Source organism: Bacteroides sp. AR29 (assembly GCF_900217715.1).
GTDB classification, from domain to species: domain Bacteria; phylum Bacteroidota; class Bacteroidia; order Bacteroidales; family Bacteroidaceae; genus Bacteroides; species Bacteroides uniformis.
Genome location: NZ_OBMS01000002.1, coordinates 321,955 through 340,059 on the forward strand (window position 1 = coordinate 321,955; position 18,105 = coordinate 340,059).

Below are 18,105 nucleotides of genomic sequence, written 5' to 3' on the forward strand. Positions count from 1 at the left end.
CGGACTCCGAATGAATGTAACCGTTTCACATATCCGCAGTGCTTTGCAGGAGTGCTATCCTCCCCGGGAGGCAGCCAATCTTTCCCGTATTGTCTGCTGTGAAATGTTAGGTCAGAGTCATATTGACTATTACCTGGGCAAAGATATGATTTTATCTCCAAAGGATGAAAAGGAATTGGAAAGCATTCTTTCCCGTCTGTGCAATTTTGAGCCCATACAGTATGTGCAGGGTACTGCCCGTTTCCTGGGACGTACTTTTCGGGTGGCTCCGGGGGTGCTTATTCCCCGTCCCGAAACGGAAGAACTGGTGGAGAGGATGCTGGAGGAAGTCGCTCCGGCTTCCCGTATTCTCGACATTGGCACTGGAAGTGGGTGTATTGCCGTCACTTTGTCTAAAGAGTTGCCGGAAGCGGAAGTAACTGCTTGGGACATTTCCGGAGAAGCTCTTGCCATAGCCGGCGACAATAACCGCCTTTTGCAGACCTCCGTACAATTTGTACAGCGTGATGTCCTGACGTATCAACCGACTGAGGATGAGTACTTTGATGTAATCGTCAGTAATCCGCCTTATGTTACGGAAACAGAAAAGAAGGACATGGAGCCAAATGTCTTGAACTGGGAACCTTCGGGAGCTTTGTTTGTTCCAGACAGCGACCCGCTCCGTTTCTATCGGCGTATAGGTGAACTGGGACGGAGCATGCTGACGGTCGGCGGCCGACTCTATTTTGAAATCAACCGGGCATTTGGAGAGGCTGTCGCTTCGATGCTTCGCAAGCAAGGCTATACGAATGTCCGTATCCGAAAAGATATTTCCGGCAACGACCGGTACGTAATTGCAGAACGATGATAGAAATAACTGAAACTGAAGCTTTGAACAGAGTGGCGGCATATTGCTCCACTGCCGAGCATTGCCGGGCGGAGATTGCGGAGAAACTGCAACGCTGGGGCATTGCCTATGATGCCATAGACCGTATCATCAACCGTCTGGAACAAGAGAAGTACATTGATGAAGAACGCTTCTGCCGTGCTTTCATCAACGACAAATACCGTTTAGCCAAATGGGGCAAGATGAAGATAGGGCAGGCGCTCCAGTTGAAAAAGATATCTTCATCTGTCTATTGGCCCTATTTGAACGAGATTGATGAGGAGGAATACCACGCCGTCTTGCAGAAACTGCTGGCGGCAAAGCGTAAAAGCGTCCGTGCCGAAAGTGAGTATGAGTTGAATGGCAAACTGGTGCGTTTTGCCTTGAGCAGGGGGTTCGAAATGAAGGATATATGTCGTTGCATAGAGGTTTCTGAGGAAAATGACTACTCCGAATGAAAATTATCGGCTTTCTCTTTTTTATTCTCATTCTGTTTCCGTATTTTTGTGCCATATTTATCATATATAGATTAGTTTTGCTATGAAAACTTTAGAAAGATTGTTTGCAGAGAAGTTGCTGAAGATAAAAGCGATTAAACTACAACCGGCTAACCCGTTCACTTGGGCATCCGGATGGAAGTCTCCGTTTTATTGTGATAACCGCAAAACCCTTTCTTATCCTTCTCTCCGTAATTTCGTAAAGATTGAAATTACGCGTCTGATTTTGGAACGTTTCGGACAGGTGGATGCCATTGCCGGTGTGGCAACGGGAGCTATCCCGCAAGGTGCCTTGGTGGCCGATGCATTGAACTTGCCGTTTGTATATGTACGCTCCACTCCGAAAGACCATGGACTGGAGAATTTGATTGAAGGTGAACTTCGTCCCGGTATGAAGGTGGTAGTCGTGGAAGATTTGATTTCTACGGGTGGAAGCAGCTTAAAGGCTGTAGAAGCTATCCGCCGTGACGGATGTGAGGTCATCGGTATGGTAGCTGCCTATACTTATGGTTTCCCGGTTGCCGAAAAGGCTTTCAAGGATGCCAAAGTGCCTTTGGTGACGCTGACCAATTACGAGGCTGTGATGGAAGTGGCACTGCGTACGGGCTATATCGAGGAAGAAGATGTGGAGACTCTGAATGAATGGCGTAAAGACCCTGCACATTGGGAATCTGGAAAATAAGAACTTATTTGTAAAAATGTTAATATGGATAAAAGAGCCATTCGGATAGATTCTGTCCGGATAGTTCTTTTTTCTTTTTGAATACGATTGATTATGACGAAATTTGAGAGTGGAGTGAAAGTTGTACCGGCTTCACAAGAAGCTGTTTATGAAAAGCTTTCCGACCTGAGCAATCTGGAGAAGGTGAAAGACCGTCTGCCTGAAGACAAAGTGAAGAACTTGAGTTTTGACGCGGAGAGCATGACGATAGAGGTGGCCCCCGTGGGAAAGATTACGTTGCAGATTGTGGAGAAGGAACCTTGCAAGTGTATCAAGTTTGCAACAACCACTTCACCGCTGCCCTTCAATCTGTGGATACAGATTGTACCCACCACCGAAACCGAATGCAAAATGAAGCTGACCATCGGCATGGATATAAATCCGTTTATGAAGACCATGGTGCAGAAACCCTTGCAGGAAGGACTGGAGAAGATGGCAGATATGTTGGCGATGATACAATATTAATCACTAACCATTAATCATTAGAAACAACGTGGCTCAGAAACTTTGGGAAAAATCCGTTCAGGTAAATAAGGATATCGAACGCTTCACGGTAGGCCGTGACCGTGAAATGGACCTTTATTTGGCAAAGCACGATGTGCTGGGTTCCATGGCGCACATCACGATGCTCGAAAGCATTGGCTTGTTGACGAAGGAAGAACTGCGGCAATTACTGGCCGAATTGAAGGAAATCTATGCGATGGCCGAGCGTGGAGAATTTGTGATAGAAGAGGGAGTGGAAGACGTTCACTCACAAGTGGAACTTATGCTGACGCGCAACTTGGGTGATATAGGTAAGAAAATACACAGCGGACGTTCGCGCAACGACCAGGTGTTGCTCGATTTGAAGCTCTTTACCCGTGCAGAGATAAAGGAAGTGGCAGAGGCTGTGGAACAATTGTTCCATGTGCTGGTTATGCAGAGCGAACGCTACAAGGATGTACTGATGCCGGGTTATACACACTTGCAGATAGCCATGCCGTCTTCTTTCGGACTTTGGTTTGGGGCATACGCCGAGAGCCTGGTGGACGATATGATGTTCCTTCAGGCAGCTTTCAAGATGTGCAACCGCAATCCTTTGGGTTCTGCTGCGGGATACGGTTCCTCGTTCCCGCTGAACCGTACGATGACTACCCGTCTTTTGGGATTTGATTCCCTCAACTACAACGTAGTGTATGCCCAGATGGGGCGTGGCAAGATGGAGCGTAATGTAGCTTTCGCCCTTGCCAGTGTGGCCGGAACCATATCGAAATTGGCTTTTGACGCATGTATGTTCAACAGTCAGAACTTCGGTTTTGTGAAGCTGCCGGACGATTGCACTACCGGCTCCAGCATCATGCCTCACAAGAAGAACCCGGACGTCTTTGAACTGACGCGTGCCAAGTGCAACAAACTGCAATCCCTTCCCCAGCAGATTATGATGATAGCCAACAATCTTCCTTCCGGCTATTTCCGTGACTTGCAGATTATCAAAGAGGTCTTCCTGCCTGCTTTTCAGGAACTGAAAGACTGTCTGCAGATGACGACTTACATTATGAATGAAATCAAGGTGAACGAACATATTCTTGATGATGACAAGTATCTGCTTATTTTCAGTGTGGAGGAAGTCAACCGCTTGGCACGTGAAGGGATGCCTTTCCGCGATGCCTACAAGAAGGTGGGACTGGATATTGAAGCCGGAAACTTCTCGCACAGCAAAGAGGTACATCATACCCATGAAGGCAGTATCGGAAACCTTTGTAACGATGAAGTCTCTGCCCTGATGCAGAAAGTGGTAGATGGTTTCAATTTTGAGACCATGCAAGCTGCAGAGAAAGAGTTGCTGGGCAGGTAAAAGGTTCTGCGGGTTCAAGTCCCGCTGCGAGTACTGTACTTTTATAAAAAAAAATTTGGCAGAAACGGGAAAACTGTTTATCTTTGCACCCGTTCTCCAAATGCGGAAATAGCTCAGTTGGTAGAGCATAACCTTGCCAAGGTTAGGGTCGCGAGTTCGAGTCTCGTTTTCCGCTCTCCTTTCCCTTTTTTAGGATGCTCGAATGGTGGAATGGTAGACACGAAGGACTTAAAATCCTTTGGCCATTGCGGCTGTGCGGGTTCAAGTCCCGCTTCGAGTACTCGATTAAGCTCTGTGAATCATTGATTTGCAGAGCTTTTTCTTTATAAGCTCTTGATATGAAAGACCGTTTCCCTATAGCGAACAAAGTGTTTCCCTTAATAGAACATTTCGTTTCATCATATGAAAACAGACTGTTTTTCCTTATTGGAACAAACTGTTTCTCTATACTTGAACAAAGTGTTCATCTCTGTGAACTAACAAACTAACTATAATACTATAGTAGATGATATGCGCGTGGCACTTGGTAATATGTGCTTGCAGATGAAATAAAAGAATCTATATAAATACCCTCCTCTTTATTGTTCAGAACAGCTTGGGGCGTTTGTTATTGAACCGATAGCCGATACCCAACATCAGATAATTGGGCTCATGAAATTCCCGGAGGTTATATCCTATATGGAGATACGAATTGCGTGTTACGTCTATTTTCAGGGCAAGAATCTGATAGAAAGACTTCATGTCACCGCCGCCGTGCAGAACATTGGCTCCCAGACCGATACCTACCGTGAAGTAAGGCATGACAAATTCTCCGCGGGCGGATAAGCCCAATGCCATCTGCTTCTTGGCGGGCGGAGTATAGAAGCCGTTCTCTTCTTCGTACGATTCTTTCATGTTCGCACTGTGGTCGTATACGCCGTCCAACGCCACACCGGCGCGGAATTTATAGCCGAAGTTGTACATGGGTGCAAAGCTGAAACCGAACACGTTGTAAGTGCCGGGTGCGGGTACCTGGCCACTACTGCCCTCATGGGCCACTGCTTTCTTTCGCCAGGAGCCGAACAAAGTCAGGTCGTAGCTGACGTGGCGGGGGAATGGAGGAACGATAGGGTGTTGCCATGACTGGGCGAGTTCATCCGCTCTGCGGTTAAAGTTATATACCAGCCCCACTTTACAGTCCACCGTGTTCAGACCGGAGTTGGGATATTGGGTGTTTCCGTTGGAAAAGTGGCTTCCGGTAGCTCCTATCATCAGGTCGAACTTGGGGGAGAGTGCCCACTTTAAGTAGAGGTTCACATTGAGATAGGCATTCACTTTCGAGCCGATAATCTGGTTCTCCGGGTTGTCGTATTCATCGTAGGGTTTCCAGCCGAACGATGCGCCGAAGTTCCATTCATAGTTCAAGGATATGCGGGGGCTGAATTGGGCGATGCGTCCCCCTTGAAACAGATAGACCGCCAGCGGGTTGCCCAGCTCTTCCGGATTGCCGAAGTTGAAATAGCCGACTCCAATCCCTTGATAGGCTCCTATATAAGCCTGGTCGGCAACGGTGTGGGGACGGAGCTGGAAGGAGTATTTCAGATGGCCGGCATAGGCATTTTTCATGGGCTTGTATTGGTGGTTGGAGTACTCCAGAAAAGGGTTGGTCTGAAAAATATAGCCAGCACGCCCTTCTACGCCTAATCTGTGGATGAAGCGCTGTGAGAAAGGGAGTGTATCCCGTTTGTATTCCGAATGACTATCGGATGTCCATTGTTGGGCGTATATTGTATCAGACAAGAAAAGTACCGCTCCTAAGAAAGCCAGTATTTTCCATATCTGCGTTCTATTTTTCATATGCCGTGTCGGTCTTTCTTGTTTATAAATGTTCCAAGTGAAGTTTAATTTCGTGCAAATATAGTTCTTTTCTCCTTTTGGTATTCACAATGAGACAACTATTTGTAAAAAGAGGGGGTAAAACGGAAATCGTCAATAGAATGGCCGACTTCGGTTTTATCCCCTCCTTATTCATTCACCCGGATGTTGTCTTATGATTCAGATACTGGGTGGCGAGTATTATTTCCGGTCGTTCTCCCGGATTTCCACACGGCGGATTTTCCCGCTGATGGTTTTGGGGAGCTCATCAACAAATTCGATGACACGCGGGTATTTGTAGGGAGCCGTCACTTTCTTCACATGGTTCTGCAACTCCTTGACAAGCTCTTCTTCGGCGCGTGCCTTGTACTCTTTTGCCAACACAATCGTAGCTTTTACCACTTGGCCGCGGATTTCATCGGGCACACCGGTAATGGCACATTCCACTACGGCTGGGTGGGTCATCAATGCACTTTCCACTTCGAACGGGCCGATGCGATAACCGCTACTTTTGATAACGTCGTCGGCGCGGCCCACGAACCAGAGGTAGCCGTCTTCGTCCTTCCAGGCTACGTCTCCCGTGTAGTAAATGCCGTTGTTCCATGCCTCGTGGGTACGGTTGGCATCGCGGTAGTATTCCTTGAACAATCCCAGCGGTTTGCCTTTGTCGGTACGGATTACAATCTGTCCCTGCTCACCGGCTTCCACAGAACGGCCGTCGTTGTCTATCAGGTCTACGTCGTATTGCGGATTGGGCAATCCCATGCTGCCGGGTTTCGGTTCCATCCAGGGCATGGTGGCGACGGTGAGGGTCGTTTCGGTCTGTCCGAAACCCTCCATCAACTTGATGCCCGTCAGTTTCTTGAAGGTCTCGAATACAGCGGGGTTCAAGGCTTCTCCGGCGATGGTGCAGTATTCCAGGCTGGATAGGTCGTACTTCGTAAGGTCTTCGTGAATGAGGAACCGGAAGATGGTGGGCGGTGCACAAAGCGACGTGACGTGATAATCCTGTATCTTCTCCAGTATGGCTGCGGGAGTGAACTTCTCGTGGTCGTATACAAATACGTTGGCACCGGCAATCCATTGTCCGTAGAGCTTGCCCCACACGGCTTTTCCCCAACCGGTGTCGGCAATGGTGAGGTGTAGGCTGCTCTCTTTCAGGTTGTGCCAGAAGCTGCCGGTGACGATATGTCCCAACGGATAGGTGAAGTCGTGGGCCACCATTTTGGGCTCTCCGGTAGTACCGCTGGTGAAGTACATCAGGGAGATGTCATCGTTCGTGTTCGGATGTTCCGGTTTCACGAAAGGAGCGGCGGCCTCGATACCTTTGTGGAAGTCTTCGAATCCTTCGGGAGCTTCCGGCCCGACGCTTACGAGGCGTTTCACAGAAGGAGACTCTGGCATAGCTGCCGTGATATGGTCGGTGATGACGCTTTCGCCGGCACAGACTATCATTTTAATGTCTGCGGCGTTGCAGCGGTATACGATGTCTTTCTTCGTCAGCAGGTGGGTGGCGGGAATCACCACTGCACCGAGTTTGTGCAGTGCCACAATGCTGAACCAGAATTCATAACGGCGTTTCAGTATCAGCATCACCATGTCTCCGTGCCCGATGCCGAGGCTTTGGAAATAGGAAGCCGTCATGTCTGTGTACCGTTTCATGTCGGCAAAGGTAAACTGCCGGCATTCGCCCTGGTCATTGGTCCACAACAGTGCGGGTTTGTCGGGCTGCTCGGCTGCCCAGGCATCCACTACGTCGTAGCCGAAGTTGAAATTCTCCGGTACGTTTATCTTCAAGTTCTTGATGAAGTCCTCCTGTGAGGTGAAGGATGTTTGAGATAAAAATCTTTCTACCATAACTTTATTACATGATTACTGCCAGGAATTTTACAGTCTTTCCGTCAAGCGCCTTCATGCCGTGCGGCAGTTTGGAGTTGAAGTATAGACTGTCTCCTTCGTTTAAGATTAAGTCTTTGCCGTCGATGCTGACCATCATACGGCCTTCCAGTACGAGGTTGAACTCCTGACCGGCATGGCTGTTGTAATGTATCGGCTCGCTGTCCGGTTTCGGTTCTACGGTCACAATGAACGGGTCTGCCGTGCGGTTGATGAAACCGGCTGCCAGCGATTGGTATTTATATGCCTTGGTACGTTCTATACTGGTTCCTTTTCCGGCACGTGTCAGGAAGTAGGAGCTCATTTTGGGCTCTTGCCCAAACATCAGTGCGTCCAGTGATATGCCGTAGTGCCGTGCTATCTTCTGCAGCATGCTGACCGAGATGTCGAATTCTCCGGTTTCGGCCAGGCGGTACTCTTCTGCAGAAATGTCGCAGTCACGGGCGATATCGTCGGCAGTCAGTTCCAATACGTCACGCAGTCCGCGCAGGCGTTCGGCTATTTGTCTGATTTGTTCGTCCATAATTATATTTTTTAATGGGTTGTTATTAAAGTGTGGCAATGTGCCAATAGGCTGCACAATGTTTAATTACACCGTAGCTCATAGGCATATCGGGACATCGTTACATTAGCACATTAAATATCATTTACTCGCTTTGATGGCTTTAATCACAGTGGAGGTGAATCCTTCATGTTCCAGCTCGTTGATTCCCTTGATGGTAATTCCTCCGGGGGTACACACCTTGTCAATCTCAACACTGGGGTGCGTGTCGTTGTTCAGAATCAGCTCGGCTGCCCCTTTCACGGATTGTGCCACCATGCGCATGCCGTCTTTGGGATAGATACCCATTTCAACGCCGGCCTGCATGGCTGCCTGGATATACTTAAGCACGTAGGCGATGCCGCAGGAAGTCATGGCAGTGGTTGCCGCAATCTTTTCTTCGGGAATGAGCATGGCGAGTCCCATCTGGTTGAAAATGTCCAGCATCAGTTGCTCCTGCTCCTTGGTGGCATTGCGGCTGGCGATGAGTGTCATGCTTTCCATCTCGCTGATGGCGGTATTGGGAATAAGACGGAACATGGTCATTTCTTTGTCTGCTACATAGTGTGTCAGCTCTTCAAAAGGAATGCCGGCTGCAACGGATATAAGAATCTCTGTGCCTTTTAGTTCCAGTTCCTTTATCACTGGCTCCATCAGCCATGGCTTCACGGCAAAGATTATCATATCTGCACCGGCTGCCGCTTCCTGGTTGTCATTGGTCACTTGCAATGCGGGGAATTCTGCCTTCAGCTTGTCCAGCTTGCCCTGGGTGGGGTTGGAGACAATGATGTTACCGGCAGGGATGATTGTTCCTTTTGCCAGCCCTCGGGCAATGGCTCCCCCCATATTTCCTGCACCGATAATTGCTGTTTTCATATCTTTTTGTTGTTAAAAGAGTTGTTTTGCTGGCAAAGGTAGATAAATTTTCTACAAAAAACGACCGAGAGAGAAAGGTATTCTGCTTTTCGGTCGTTTCTTTTGCTGGCTGATTATTTGTGTCAAATATTAAAGTACTTTCTTGAAGCGTTCCAAGAATTCCTTTGCTTCATCCATGCCGAGGCACAGAGGCGGCAGCAGGCGAAGTACATTCGTACCGCTTACACCGGTGAATACATGCTGCTCTTTCAGTAGTCTTAGGCGCAGTTCCTTGATGGGTTCTTCAAATTCCAGCCCTATCATGAGTCCGCGTCCGCGAACGTCCTTGATTTGAGGGAATTTCTTTAGTTCCGTTATCAGGAAGTTGCCGACTTGGGCTGCATTCTCTATCAGGTTTTCCTGCTCTATCACATCCAGCACGGCAAGGGCGGCACTGCAAGCCAGGTGGTTTCCGCCGAAAGTGGTTCCAAGTTGCCCGTATACTGGTGTAAACATTGGGCTGATGAGTACGCCTGCCATCGGGAAACCATTGCCGATGCCTTTTGCCACGGTGATGATGTCGGCTTTGATGCCGTTGTACTGATGGGCGAAGAACTTGCCGCTGCGTCCGTAGCCGCTTTGGATTTCATCGAGAATCAAGACCGTGTTGTGTTCCGTACAAGTCTGGCGGAGAGCCTGCATGAATTCGTCTGTCGGCAGTTGGATGCCGCCTACACCTTGTATGCCTTCGATAATCACTGCGCAGACATCTCCTTTGGACAATTCGGCCTTCATGGCTTCGATGTCGTTCAACGGGAGGTAGGTGACGTGCCCGCAGTTGTTGATGGGAGCGATGATTTTAGGATTGTTCGTTACTTCCACCGCCAGTGAGGTACGTCCGTGGAATGCTTTTGAGAAGGATATCACACGGGTACGGCCATTGTAGAAAGAGGCGAGTTTCAAGGCGTTTTCATTGGCTTCGGCACCGCTGTTGATGAGGAAGAATGAGTAGTCGTCATAGCCACAGACTTTTCCCAAGCGTTCTGCCACTTGCTGTTGCAGCTTGTTAATTACTGAGTTTGAGTAGAATCCTAACGTAGCAACTTGGTTACTCACCATCTCTACATAATGTGGATGTGCATGTCCGATTGAGATGACTGCATGGCCACCGTAGAGGTCGAGGTATTCGGTACCGTTCTCGTCCCATACATGGCAGCCTTTTCCTTTGACGATGTTGATGTCAAAGAGAGGGTATACGTCGAATAAATTCATTTTTTTTAGAATGCAGAAGGTTTCAACCGTAATCCTACGGTCTCTTCCAGGTTAAACATTAAATTCATGTTATGGACAGCTTGTCCGCTGGCGCCTTTCAGGAGGTTATCAATGCAGGAAATGATAAGCAGTTTGTCGCCATGCTTCTCCAGATGGATGAGGCACTTGTTGGTGTTTACCACTTGCTTCAGGTCGATATTCTTCTCCACGATGTGGGTAAAGGAATCTTTGGCGTAATATTCTTCATACATGCGGACGATTTCTTCCAGGGCCACTTTGGTCTTCACCACAATGGTGGTGAAGATGCCGCGCGGGAAGTCGCCGCGGTAGGGGATGAAGTCAATGTCCGCATCAAAGCTGTTCTGCAGCTGTTTGAGCGATTGCTTGATTTCGGGCACATGCTGGTGCTCGAAAGCTTTGTAGACGCTCATGTTGTTGTTGCGCCAGCTGAAGTGGCTCGTGGCGCCCGGTTTCACACCGGCGCCGGTACTTCCGGTAATGGCGTTCACCATGATATCATCGTTCAGCATCAGATGTTTGGCGAGCGGCAGCAGGCCCAGCTGTATGCAGGTGGCAAAGCAGCCCGGATTGGCTACGTGCTTCGCTTTGCAGGTGGCACGGCGGTTCAGCTCCGGCAGGCCGTAGATGAAGTCGTGTTCGGGAGAGGCTATGCGGTAGTCCATGGAGAGGTCGATGATTCTCAGTTCCTCGGGCACGTTGTGGCTTTCGAGGAACTTCTTCGTGTCACCATGTGCCGTACAGAAAAAGAGTACGTCGATTTCTTCCAGCGGGAGCTGGTCGGTAAATACCAAGTCTGTTTCGCCGTACAGTCCTTCGTGTACGTCGGTAATTTTGTTGCCGGCGTTGCTTGAGCTGTTTATGAAAACGATTTCCGCTTCCGGATGGTTGAGCAGCAAACGTATCAGTTCGCCTGCCGTGTATCCGGCTCCGCCGATGATTCCTACTTTAATCATTTCGATAATATCTATTTGGTTCTTGTGGTATAACAATTAGCATTATAATGTATATGGGTATGCCTGCAAATGCAGTAAAGATCGTGGCGAACGTATAAACGATACGCACCAATGAGACATCGAGTCCGAAAAAGTTTGCCAGTCCTGCACATACGCCTGAAAGCATCCTTCCAGTCCGGGGACGTGTCAGTTTTTGCTTCCTGCCGGTCATTTAGATTTTCTCGTCTTTATGATTTGAATAATAAGCACGCAGTGCTGTGGAGGTTACTTTGATGAAGCCCTTGGCATCTTCTGCCGTCCATCCTTTCTGCATCTCACCGTATTCGCCAAACTTGTTTTTCACAAGGTCATCTTTGCTTTCTACACCTACGGTAGAAAAGCAGAGCGGGTGAAGTTCGAGGATAGCCGTACCGTTTACGTTGCGTTGCGAGGATTCCAGCATGGCTTCGATGTCGCGCATTACTGGTTCCAGATATTGGCTTTCGTGCAGGAACATGCCATACCAGTTGGCTACCTGGTCCTTCCAGTATTGCTGCCATTTGCTCAAAGTGTACTTCTCGAGGAACTTGTGTGCTCCGATAATCAGCATAGGTGCGGCAGCTTCGAAACCTACGCGGCCTTTGATACCGATAATCGTGTCGCCTACGTGCATGTCGCGTCCGATACCGTATGCCGCACCAATCTCTTCTACCTTCTGGATGGCTTTGATGGGGTCGTCGAATGTCTCGTCGTTCACGGCTTTCAGCTCACCTTTTTCAAAAGTGAGGCGCAACTGCTCGCTGCCCTCTTTGGTGCAGTGTTTCAGATAGGCGCTTTCGGGCAACCCTTGCGCGGAATCCAGAATCTCGCCACCACAAATGGAAGTGCCCCACAAACCTACGTTATAGGAATATTTTAGTTTGGTGAAGTCGGCGGCAAAGCCGTGTTTGTTCAGATAATCAATCTCTTCCTGACGGCTCAGTGCCATGTCGCGTGTCAGCGTGATGATTTCCACGCCCGGAGCCATGACGAGGAAAGTCATGTCGAAACGAATCTGGTCGTTACCCGCACCTGTAGAACCGTGGGCGATGGCATCCGCGCCGATTTCGTTGGCATAGCGTGCAATGGCCAATGCTTGGAAGATACGTTCGGAACTTACAGAGATAGGATAGGTGCCGTTACGCAAAACATTGCCGAATACCATGTATTTCAAGCTTTTCTCATAGTATTCCTGCGTCACGTCGAGGGTGACGTATTCTTTGGCGCCCAGCTTGTAGGCATTTTCTTCGTTTGTCTTCAACTGTTCAGCACTGAAACCGCCCGTATTGGCACAAGCTGCATATACTTCGTACCCTTTTTCTTTGGTAAGATACATCACCGTAAACGAGGTATCCAAACCTCCGCTGAATGCGACTACTACTTTCTTCTTCTTTTCCATATCCTTAGTATTTTTATATTTTATCCTCTTCGTGCAGCTTCGGGTCGTAAAGCATTGCTGTGCAAATGCAGAATTTACGGTTCTTAGCTACCAATATATCATGGTTTATACAGCCTTCGCAACCTTTCCAGAACGATTCGTCATCGGTCAGTTCGTTGAAGGTGACGGGCACATATCCCAGCTCGGTATTCATTTTCATGACGGCAGCTCCGCTGGTGAGACTGAAAACTTTAGCATTAGGCCAGCGTAGGCGTGCCAGGCGGAAAGAAGCGGTCTTGATACGTTTTGCCAGCCCCAGTCCCCGATATTTGGGGTGTACTATCAAACCGGAGGTTGCTACATATTGCTTGTTACCCCAGCTCTCTATGTAGGTGAAACCGGCAAAATCATCTCCACACAAGGCTATAATGGCCTTTCCTTCTTTCATTTTAGTAGCTACGTATTCGTGTGTGCGTTCTGCGATGCCCGTTCCGCGTACCTTGGCAGCTTCCCGGATGGTATCCAAAATCTTGTCTACGTAAACTTCATGTGAGGCGTCAGCCACCATCACATCAATTTGTTTCGAATCCATTTCTTATTTAATTTCTTGTTTTTTGTTGTTATCTATCATTTAATGTTCGGGATGATTTGCGATAGGAAGCTGCGTACCTCGTCATGTGACGCTGCTTCGTGCACCACCAGCATGATGGTGTCATCTCCGGCAATGGTACCCAGAATGGCGGGACACTCTCGGTTGTCGATGTCGTAGGCCATGCTGCTGGCATATCCGGGCCGGGTACGGATGACGGCAATATTGCCCGAAAATTGAAGTGAAACGAATCCGCTTGTCATCAGCATTTCACTTGCACTCTGGTCGTTCGAACGTTTATACATGATGTTGTTGGGCAGCACATATACGTATTTACCGTTCATGTTCGCTGCTTTCGCTACTTTCAGCTGTTTCAAGTCGCGTGACAAGGTGGCTTGTGTCAGTTCAAAGCCTTCCTTGCTCAAAGCTTGCAACAGTTCTTCCTGAGAACTGACGTCTTTGCTTGAGATAATCATCTTGATGGCGTCTAACCGATTGGCTTTTTTCTTCATTTTCTGTATAATTATTCTAAGAGTAGTGCAAAATTAGGGATTATTTCGGAAAGAATATGCAAAAAGGAGAGCTTTTTTATTCTTTTTATACATCGGGTGTACTGTATATGTTGTTTTTGTTCTCTTTGTTGGAGTCTTGTTTGTTCTTTTACGTTATTGGAGATTGTTTCCGTATGTCTTTGGTAAATGTTGATATAATATAGAATAGATATGCAATTGTCAAATCTGACACCCTTTCAATCAAAAACTGTACAAAAATTATATGCATAGAAATAAAATCCCTCAGGTTTTTACGTTGGTCCCAGATTGTTACGTTGCCCCCCCCTCTCTCTTATGGTCGGGAAACCGGAGGAGAGGAGGGATGAAATAAAAAAGGCTTAACTTCTAAAAGCTAAGCCTTTTCTGTCGGCTGCACTATCGAATTATCGAACAAGTTTATAGTGGATTTTGAGAAAATAATAGATTTTATTTTAGTTGTTTTAAAATAAAAAGCTATTTTTACGGTAAAAAAGTAATCATTATGGATTTATATACTACAATAGTAGGACTGTATTCGCAAAATAGACATGAAGTGCTAAGAGTAGTAAATACAGCTATCCATTCGAAATGTAATCTATCTGAAGGTATAGAGGTTATTCATACAGGGTTTTATTGTTTTACACATACGGGGAAAGAACTTGAATTCCTATATGATACACAATCTCAGATTTTGTATTTCCAAGGTTCTAACAGTAATGGGTATCATTTTCCTTTGGGAGTATTATTTCAAAGTAAGTGTTTACCACATATCATTAATTATCAGGGTTTGGTGAGAATGAGATTTTCTTTAATGCTTAATAATAATAGTTTTTTTTGTTATCAAGGGTATGATACAATTCAGCAATCATTTATAAACAAAGTGGTGTTATATTTTCCAATCACTACTTATACATATTTTATATTTCAAAAGTATGAGGGGTATCATGCTATAAAGATAAAACCTATGGAAATACCTTCTTTTACTTTTAAAGCGGGAAAGTTTTGTTTTTGACAACTGTTTTGTTATAGGTTTATATAATGGATTATCGAACAGAAAACGAGAATGAAGTTTTTAAAATTTTCCGCAGATTTACAGCGGTTTGTGAAGGTGAAAAAGAAAAAGCGACAACCGATTTTGCTCGTTTGTCGCCTTCTGTCGGAATGAGGCGACTCGAACGCCCGACCCCTACGTCCCGAACGTAGTGCGCTACCAACTGCGCTACATTCCGATTGCTTTTGAAAAGTGGTGCCACCAGGAATCGAACCGGGGACACAAGGATTTTCAGTCCTTTGCTCTACCAACTGAGCTATGGCACCTTTTTCGTTTGCGGGTGCAAAGATAAAGAGTTTTTTTTATACCGCAAGGCTTTTTGAGGAAAAATATCTAAAAAAGGTGCCTCTTGCTCTATGGAGCGAGGCACCTTACTTCTAAAAATCATTTGCTATCGAAGACATCAGTCGATATTCGGATTGATGCTGTGCCAGTCTTTGATGGCAGGCAGTACACCCATTTCTATCACCTCGTCACGAAGTTTGCAGAGATGGGCATAGCTTTCTTTCAGTTTGGCTTCTTCTTCGGGTGTGCCGTTCAGTTCCTTATAGTGTACACCGTCTTTGGTAATTTCAGTTTCCATTGCCATCATGATGTGGTCGAAGCCGTGGCTGTGTACATATGTACCGGCAGGCCAGCGGAACGGTTTGCCACCCATAGCTGCAGCTATCATTTCGATGGAGACGTATGCCGGGCTCTGGAAGGAAGAACGTCCACGGAGGGCGATGATGTTGGCACCGCCTTTGGTTACCTTAGTCTGGATTTCGACCCACTGTTCTTTAGTCAAGGCGGGGGTACCGATGATATCAAGTAACGGTTTACCGTCCACCTTGGCGGTAGAGGCATATACAGCCATCTGTTCACCATGACCGCCGTAGGTACGGCAATTTTCGATTTTGTCGGGGGCAATGCCGAAGTGCTTGGAAAGTTCACTGCGCAGGCGGGTGCTGTCGAGGGCAGCCAGTGTGGTCACTTGTGAAGGTTTCAGGCCGGAATACAATAGGGTAATCAGACCGGTGATGTCGGCAGGGTTGAAAATGACAACCACGTGCTTCACATCCGGACAGTAGGCTTTTACATTCTTGCCGAATTCTTCGGCAATAGCGGCATTGCCTTTCAAAAGGTCTTCGCGGGTCATGCCGGCCTTGCGGGCGGCACCGCCTGATGATACCACATACTTGGCACCGGTCAGCGCTTCTTTGATATCGGAGGTAAATGTGATGTTCATTCCTTCGAATCCGCAGTGGAACAGCTCTTCGGCCACACCTTCCAGTCCGGGAGCATAAGGGTCGTACAGACATAGGTTGGGAGTGAGATGCATCATGATTGCAGTCTGTGCCATGTTTGAACCGATCATGCCGGCTGCGCCGACGATTGTCAATTTGTCATTTGTCAGAAATTCCATAATCTTTTTTATTTAAAGGTGAGTAATATCTTTTCTTGCTGATTGTCACGATACAAAGATAACCCTTTTTGAAGAGAGTTGTTCATAGAAAAAAGTTATCTTTTAGAGCAAAAAGTTATTTCTTCTTTCCGAACTGCTGTATTGTACCTAAATTACTTATCTTTGTTGGGAAAATGAAGATAAGTAAGAAACTATGAGCATTGAGTTAGGAAAGTACAATACGCTGGAAGTGGTGAAGGAGGTAGCCTTCGGCATGTATCTGGACGGTGGCGAAGAAGGTGAAATTCTGCTTCCGTCGCGTTATGTCCCCCAAGACTGTAAGGTGGGAGACAAACTGAACGTTTTTATATATCTTGATAACGAAGAACGTCTGGTAGCCACTACTCTGACACCGTTAGTGCAGGTCGGGCAGTTTGCCTGCTTGGAGGTGGCGTGGATAAACCAGTATGGTGCTTTCCTTAACTGGGGATTGATGAAGGATCTTTTTGTCCCCTTCCGCGAACAGAAAATGAAGATGCAGGTGGGAAAGAAGTATGTGGTTCATGCCCATTTGGATGATGAAAGCTATCGTATCGTGGCATCGGCCAAGGTAGACCGTTATCTTTCCAAAGAGAAGGCCGCCTATGAGTCGGGGCAGGAGGTGGATATCCTGATTTGGCAGAAGACGGATTTGGGATTCAAGGCGATCATCAACGATGAATATAGCGGCTTGCTATATGAGAGCGAGATATTTCAGCCACTGCACACGGGCATGAGGATGAAAGCCTATGTGAAGCAGGTACGTGAAGACGGCAAGATAGATCTGCTGCTTCAAAAACCGGGGCAGGCTAAAGTAGAAGATTTCTCAGCTACGTTGCTGGACTATATCCGTGAACAGGGCGGACGGATAGCTTTGAATGACAAGAGTCCGGCAGAAGAAATCTATGCAACTTTCGGTGTCAGCAAGAAAACCTTCAAAAAGGCTGTGGGAGATTTGTACAAAAAACATCTGGTTGTATTGGAGGAAGATGGAATCAGGATTAGGAATTAGTCCCAGTCATTAGGAATTTCCCTACTTGTAAATAGAGACAATCATTAGGGAGGGGAATTTCCTCTCCCTATTTTTGTCGTACAATAAAAAAAGAAAAGTCATGATACGTCATTTGATATTAAGTGTTTGTCTAGTTCTGGTAGCGTTTCCCGCAATAAAAGCGGCGCCCATAGACGGAATCCGTATAGAAAGTCCATATCGTAGAGTGGTGGTACTGGTCGACGGACAGCAGGTTTGCCTGCCTACTTTCAGTTGTTTTGTAGCCAATCTGCGTGGTAGTTGTCGGGTAGAGGTTTATGAAGCGCCATCCCGTGGGGAGAATTCCCGAAGAGGAAAACTCCTATATGATGAACGTGTGCATTGCTCCATCAATGAAGTGGAAGATATTTTCATTCCAGAGGACAAAAGACCTGGTGGAAACTGGGGTACTTCTAATCATCACAAGCCTGGCAGACCCGGTGACAGACCGTTAGGAGGCGAGCAGCATGAACCGGTGATGTCACCATCTGCCTTCGAACAGTTTATGGGGCTGATGGAAAAACAGAGTTTCGATTCAGACCGTAAGGAAGTGCTCGACCATGCCTTGCTGACCTCTTGGTTCACTACTGACCAGTGTATCCGTCTGATGGATTTTTATCGTTTCGACAGTGAAAAGAAACAGTTGATGAAGAAGATTTATCCTAAAATAGCCGATAAACCGAATTTCTATTATGCGATAGACAAGCTGACCTTCTCGTCGGACAAGAACGAGATAAATGCCTTCATCAAACAATATCATGAGAAGAATAACTAAAA

The 18,105-nt window shown here is 47.1% G+C and carries 19 protein-coding genes and 4 tRNA genes; 10 read left to right on the forward strand and 13 right to left on the reverse strand.

What is annotated here, in order from left to right; all coding sequences use genetic code 11:
- Positions 1-10 precede the first annotated feature (10 nt).
- The 7 genes from prmC to CSD97_RS01165 all read left to right on the forward strand — a co-directional run bounded on the left by prmC (position 11) and on the right by CSD97_RS01165 (position 4,197).
- Positions 11-847 (forward strand): peptide chain release factor N(5)-glutamine methyltransferase, encoded by an 837-nt coding sequence (gene prmC, locus CSD97_RS01135; protein WP_009037776.1) that lies wholly within the window; start codon positions 11-13, stop codon positions 845-847.
- Positions 844-1,323: a regulatory protein RecX gene (locus CSD97_RS01140; protein WP_009037777.1), complete on the forward strand. Its 480-nt coding sequence runs from the start codon at positions 844-846 to the stop codon at positions 1,321-1,323. The genes prmC and CSD97_RS01140 overlap by 4 nt, the downstream gene beginning before the upstream one ends.
- An 82-nt stretch (positions 1,324-1,405) precedes the next feature.
- A complete protein-coding gene (gene pyrE / locus CSD97_RS01145) occupies positions 1,406-2,044 on the forward strand; it encodes an orotate phosphoribosyltransferase (RefSeq protein ID WP_005825142.1) in 639 nt (212 codons plus the stop codon).
- Positions 2,045-2,137: 93 nt separating this feature from the next.
- The gene (locus CSD97_RS01150; RefSeq protein WP_009037778.1) at positions 2,138-2,548 is read left to right on the forward strand and encodes an SRPBCC family protein; all 411 of its coding nucleotides are present in this window, start codon (positions 2,138-2,140) and stop codon (positions 2,546-2,548) included.
- Positions 2,549-2,576: 28 nt separating this feature from the next.
- Positions 2,577-3,917 carry an argininosuccinate lyase gene (gene argH, locus CSD97_RS01155; protein WP_009037779.1) on the forward strand — a complete coding sequence of 447 codons (1,341 nt, stop codon included), beginning with the start codon at positions 2,577-2,579 and terminating at the stop codon, positions 3,915-3,917.
- A 102-nt stretch (positions 3,918-4,019) separates the two neighbouring features.
- A tRNA-Gly gene (locus tag CSD97_RS01160) sits at positions 4,020-4,092 on the forward strand.
- Between the two features lie 21 nt (positions 4,093-4,113).
- A tRNA-Leu gene (locus tag CSD97_RS01165) sits at positions 4,114-4,197 on the forward strand.
- Between the two features lie 305 nt (positions 4,198-4,502).
- On the opposite strand, the gene CSD97_RS01170 is transcribed toward CSD97_RS01165, so the two are convergent.
- From CSD97_RS01170 to argR, 10 genes are all read right to left on the reverse strand, one after another.
- Positions 4,503-5,753 carry an acyloxyacyl hydrolase gene (locus CSD97_RS01170; protein ID WP_098031852.1) on the reverse strand — a complete coding sequence of 417 codons (1,251 nt, stop codon included), beginning with the start codon at positions 5,751-5,753 and terminating at the stop codon, positions 4,503-4,505.
- A 219-nt stretch (positions 5,754-5,972) separates the two neighbouring features.
- Positions 5,973-7,628: an AMP-binding protein gene (locus tag CSD97_RS01175; RefSeq protein ID WP_005825134.1), complete on the reverse strand. Its 1,656-nt coding sequence runs from the start codon at positions 7,626-7,628 to the stop codon at positions 5,973-5,975.
- Between the two features lie 7 nt (positions 7,629-7,635).
- Positions 7,636-8,190: a cupin domain-containing protein gene (locus CSD97_RS01180; RefSeq protein WP_016272528.1), complete on the reverse strand. Its 555-nt coding sequence runs from the start codon at positions 8,188-8,190 to the stop codon at positions 7,636-7,638.
- A gap of 120 nt (positions 8,191-8,310) precedes the next feature.
- Positions 8,311-9,084, reverse strand: coding sequence for a pyrroline-5-carboxylate reductase (proC, locus tag CSD97_RS01185; protein ID WP_005834777.1), 774 nt, complete (start codon positions 9,082-9,084; stop codon positions 8,311-8,313).
- 129 nt (positions 9,085-9,213) lie between these two features.
- Positions 9,214-10,335 (reverse strand): aspartate aminotransferase family protein, encoded by a 1,122-nt coding sequence (locus CSD97_RS01190; RefSeq protein ID WP_005825124.1) that lies wholly within the window; start codon positions 10,333-10,335, stop codon positions 9,214-9,216.
- 5 nt (positions 10,336-10,340) lie between these two features.
- Positions 10,341-11,309, reverse strand: coding sequence for an N-acetyl-gamma-glutamyl-phosphate reductase (gene argC / locus CSD97_RS01195; RefSeq protein WP_005825122.1), 969 nt, complete (start codon positions 11,307-11,309; stop codon positions 10,341-10,343).
- Positions 11,302-11,520, reverse strand: coding sequence for a PspC domain-containing protein (locus CSD97_RS01200; RefSeq protein WP_005825120.1), 219 nt, complete (start codon positions 11,518-11,520; stop codon positions 11,302-11,304). The genes argC and CSD97_RS01200 overlap by 8 nt, the downstream gene beginning before the upstream one ends.
- Positions 11,521-12,726 (reverse strand): argininosuccinate synthase domain-containing protein, encoded by a 1,206-nt coding sequence (locus tag CSD97_RS01205; protein ID WP_005825117.1) that lies wholly within the window; start codon positions 12,724-12,726, stop codon positions 11,521-11,523.
- 13 nt (positions 12,727-12,739) lie between these two features.
- Positions 12,740-13,297 carry a GNAT family N-acetyltransferase gene (locus tag CSD97_RS01210; protein WP_005825115.1) on the reverse strand — a complete coding sequence of 186 codons (558 nt, stop codon included), beginning with the start codon at positions 13,295-13,297 and terminating at the stop codon, positions 12,740-12,742.
- Between the two features lie 35 nt (positions 13,298-13,332).
- Positions 13,333-13,806, reverse strand: coding sequence for an arginine repressor (argR, locus tag CSD97_RS01215; protein ID WP_005825113.1), 474 nt, complete (start codon positions 13,804-13,806; stop codon positions 13,333-13,335).
- A gap of 520 nt (positions 13,807-14,326) precedes the next feature.
- On the opposite strand from argR, the gene CSD97_RS01220 reads away from it, so the two are divergent.
- Complete coding sequence (locus CSD97_RS01220) at positions 14,327-14,836, forward strand: hypothetical protein (RefSeq protein ID WP_098031853.1); 510 nt, start codon at positions 14,327-14,329, stop codon at positions 14,834-14,836.
- Positions 14,837-14,980: 144 nt separating this feature from the next.
- Here the strand turns inward: CSD97_RS01220 and CSD97_RS01230 are convergent.
- The 3 genes from CSD97_RS01230 to CSD97_RS01240 all read right to left on the reverse strand — a co-directional run bounded on the left by CSD97_RS01230 (position 14,981) and on the right by CSD97_RS01240 (position 16,280).
- Positions 14,981-15,053, reverse strand: a tRNA-Pro gene (locus CSD97_RS01230).
- A 15-nt stretch (positions 15,054-15,068) separates the two neighbouring features.
- Positions 15,069-15,141, reverse strand: a tRNA-Phe gene (locus CSD97_RS01235).
- A 137-nt stretch (positions 15,142-15,278) separates the two neighbouring features.
- Positions 15,279-16,280: a malate dehydrogenase gene (locus tag CSD97_RS01240; RefSeq protein WP_025833211.1), complete on the reverse strand. Its 1,002-nt coding sequence runs from the start codon at positions 16,278-16,280 to the stop codon at positions 15,279-15,281.
- A gap of 193 nt (positions 16,281-16,473) precedes the next feature.
- On the opposite strand from CSD97_RS01240, the gene CSD97_RS01245 reads away from it, so the two are divergent.
- Both CSD97_RS01245 and CSD97_RS01250 read left to right on the forward strand, forming a co-directional pair.
- Complete coding sequence (locus tag CSD97_RS01245) at positions 16,474-17,310, forward strand: S1-like domain-containing RNA-binding protein (RefSeq protein ID WP_005834783.1); 837 nt, start codon at positions 16,474-16,476, stop codon at positions 17,308-17,310.
- 100 nt (positions 17,311-17,410) lie between these two features.
- Positions 17,411-18,103, forward strand: coding sequence for a DUF4476 domain-containing protein (locus CSD97_RS01250; RefSeq protein ID WP_005825088.1), 693 nt, complete (start codon positions 17,411-17,413; stop codon positions 18,101-18,103).
- The last annotated feature ends 2 nt before the right edge of the window (positions 18,104-18,105 follow it).

Bases quoted from the DNA above. Each gene is read 5' to 3' on its own strand.
- prmC (WP_009037776.1), top strand. From the start codon at position 11: ATGAATGTAACCGTTTCACATATCCGCAGTGCTTTGCAGGAGTGCTAT.
- CSD97_RS01140 (WP_009037777.1), top strand. From the start codon at position 844: ATGATAGAAATAACTGAAACTGAAGCTTTGAACAGAGTGGCGGCATAT.
- pyrE (WP_005825142.1), top strand. From the start codon at position 1,406: ATGAAAACTTTAGAAAGATTGTTTGCAGAGAAGTTGCTGAAGATAAAA.
- CSD97_RS01150 (WP_009037778.1), top strand. From the start codon at position 2,138: ATGACGAAATTTGAGAGTGGAGTGAAAGTTGTACCGGCTTCACAAGAA.
- CSD97_RS01170 (WP_098031852.1), bottom strand. From the start codon at position 5,753: ATGAAAAATAGAACGCAGATATGGAAAATACTGGCTTTCTTAGGAGCG.
- CSD97_RS01175 (WP_005825134.1), bottom strand. From the start codon at position 7,628: ATGGTAGAAAGATTTTTATCTCAAACATCCTTCACCTCACAGGAGGAC.
- CSD97_RS01180 (WP_016272528.1), bottom strand. From the start codon at position 8,190: ATGGACGAACAAATCAGACAAATAGCCGAACGCCTGCGCGGACTGCGT.
- proC (WP_005834777.1), bottom strand. From the start codon at position 9,084: ATGAAAACAGCAATTATCGGTGCAGGAAATATGGGGGGAGCCATTGCC.
- CSD97_RS01190 (WP_005825124.1), bottom strand. From the start codon at position 10,335: ATGAATTTATTCGACGTATACCCTCTCTTTGACATCAACATCGTCAAA.
- argC (WP_005825122.1), bottom strand. From the start codon at position 11,309: ATGATTAAAGTAGGAATCATCGGCGGAGCCGGATACACGGCAGGCGAA.
- CSD97_RS01200 (WP_005825120.1), bottom strand. From the start codon at position 11,520: ATGACCGGCAGGAAGCAAAAACTGACACGTCCCCGGACTGGAAGGATG.
- CSD97_RS01205 (WP_005825117.1), bottom strand. From the start codon at position 12,726: ATGGAAAAGAAGAAGAAAGTAGTAGTCGCATTCAGCGGAGGTTTGGAT.
- CSD97_RS01210 (WP_005825115.1), bottom strand. From the start codon at position 13,297: ATGGATTCGAAACAAATTGATGTGATGGTGGCTGACGCCTCACATGAA.
- argR (WP_005825113.1), bottom strand. From the start codon at position 13,806: ATGAAGAAAAAAGCCAATCGGTTAGACGCCATCAAGATGATTATCTCA.
- CSD97_RS01220 (WP_098031853.1), top strand. From the start codon at position 14,327: ATGGATTTATATACTACAATAGTAGGACTGTATTCGCAAAATAGACAT.
- CSD97_RS01240 (WP_025833211.1), bottom strand. From the start codon at position 16,280: ATGGAATTTCTGACAAATGACAAATTGACAATCGTCGGCGCAGCCGGC.
- CSD97_RS01245 (WP_005834783.1), top strand. From the start codon at position 16,474: ATGAGCATTGAGTTAGGAAAGTACAATACGCTGGAAGTGGTGAAGGAG.
- CSD97_RS01250 (WP_005825088.1), top strand. From the start codon at position 17,411: ATGATACGTCATTTGATATTAAGTGTTTGTCTAGTTCTGGTAGCGTTT.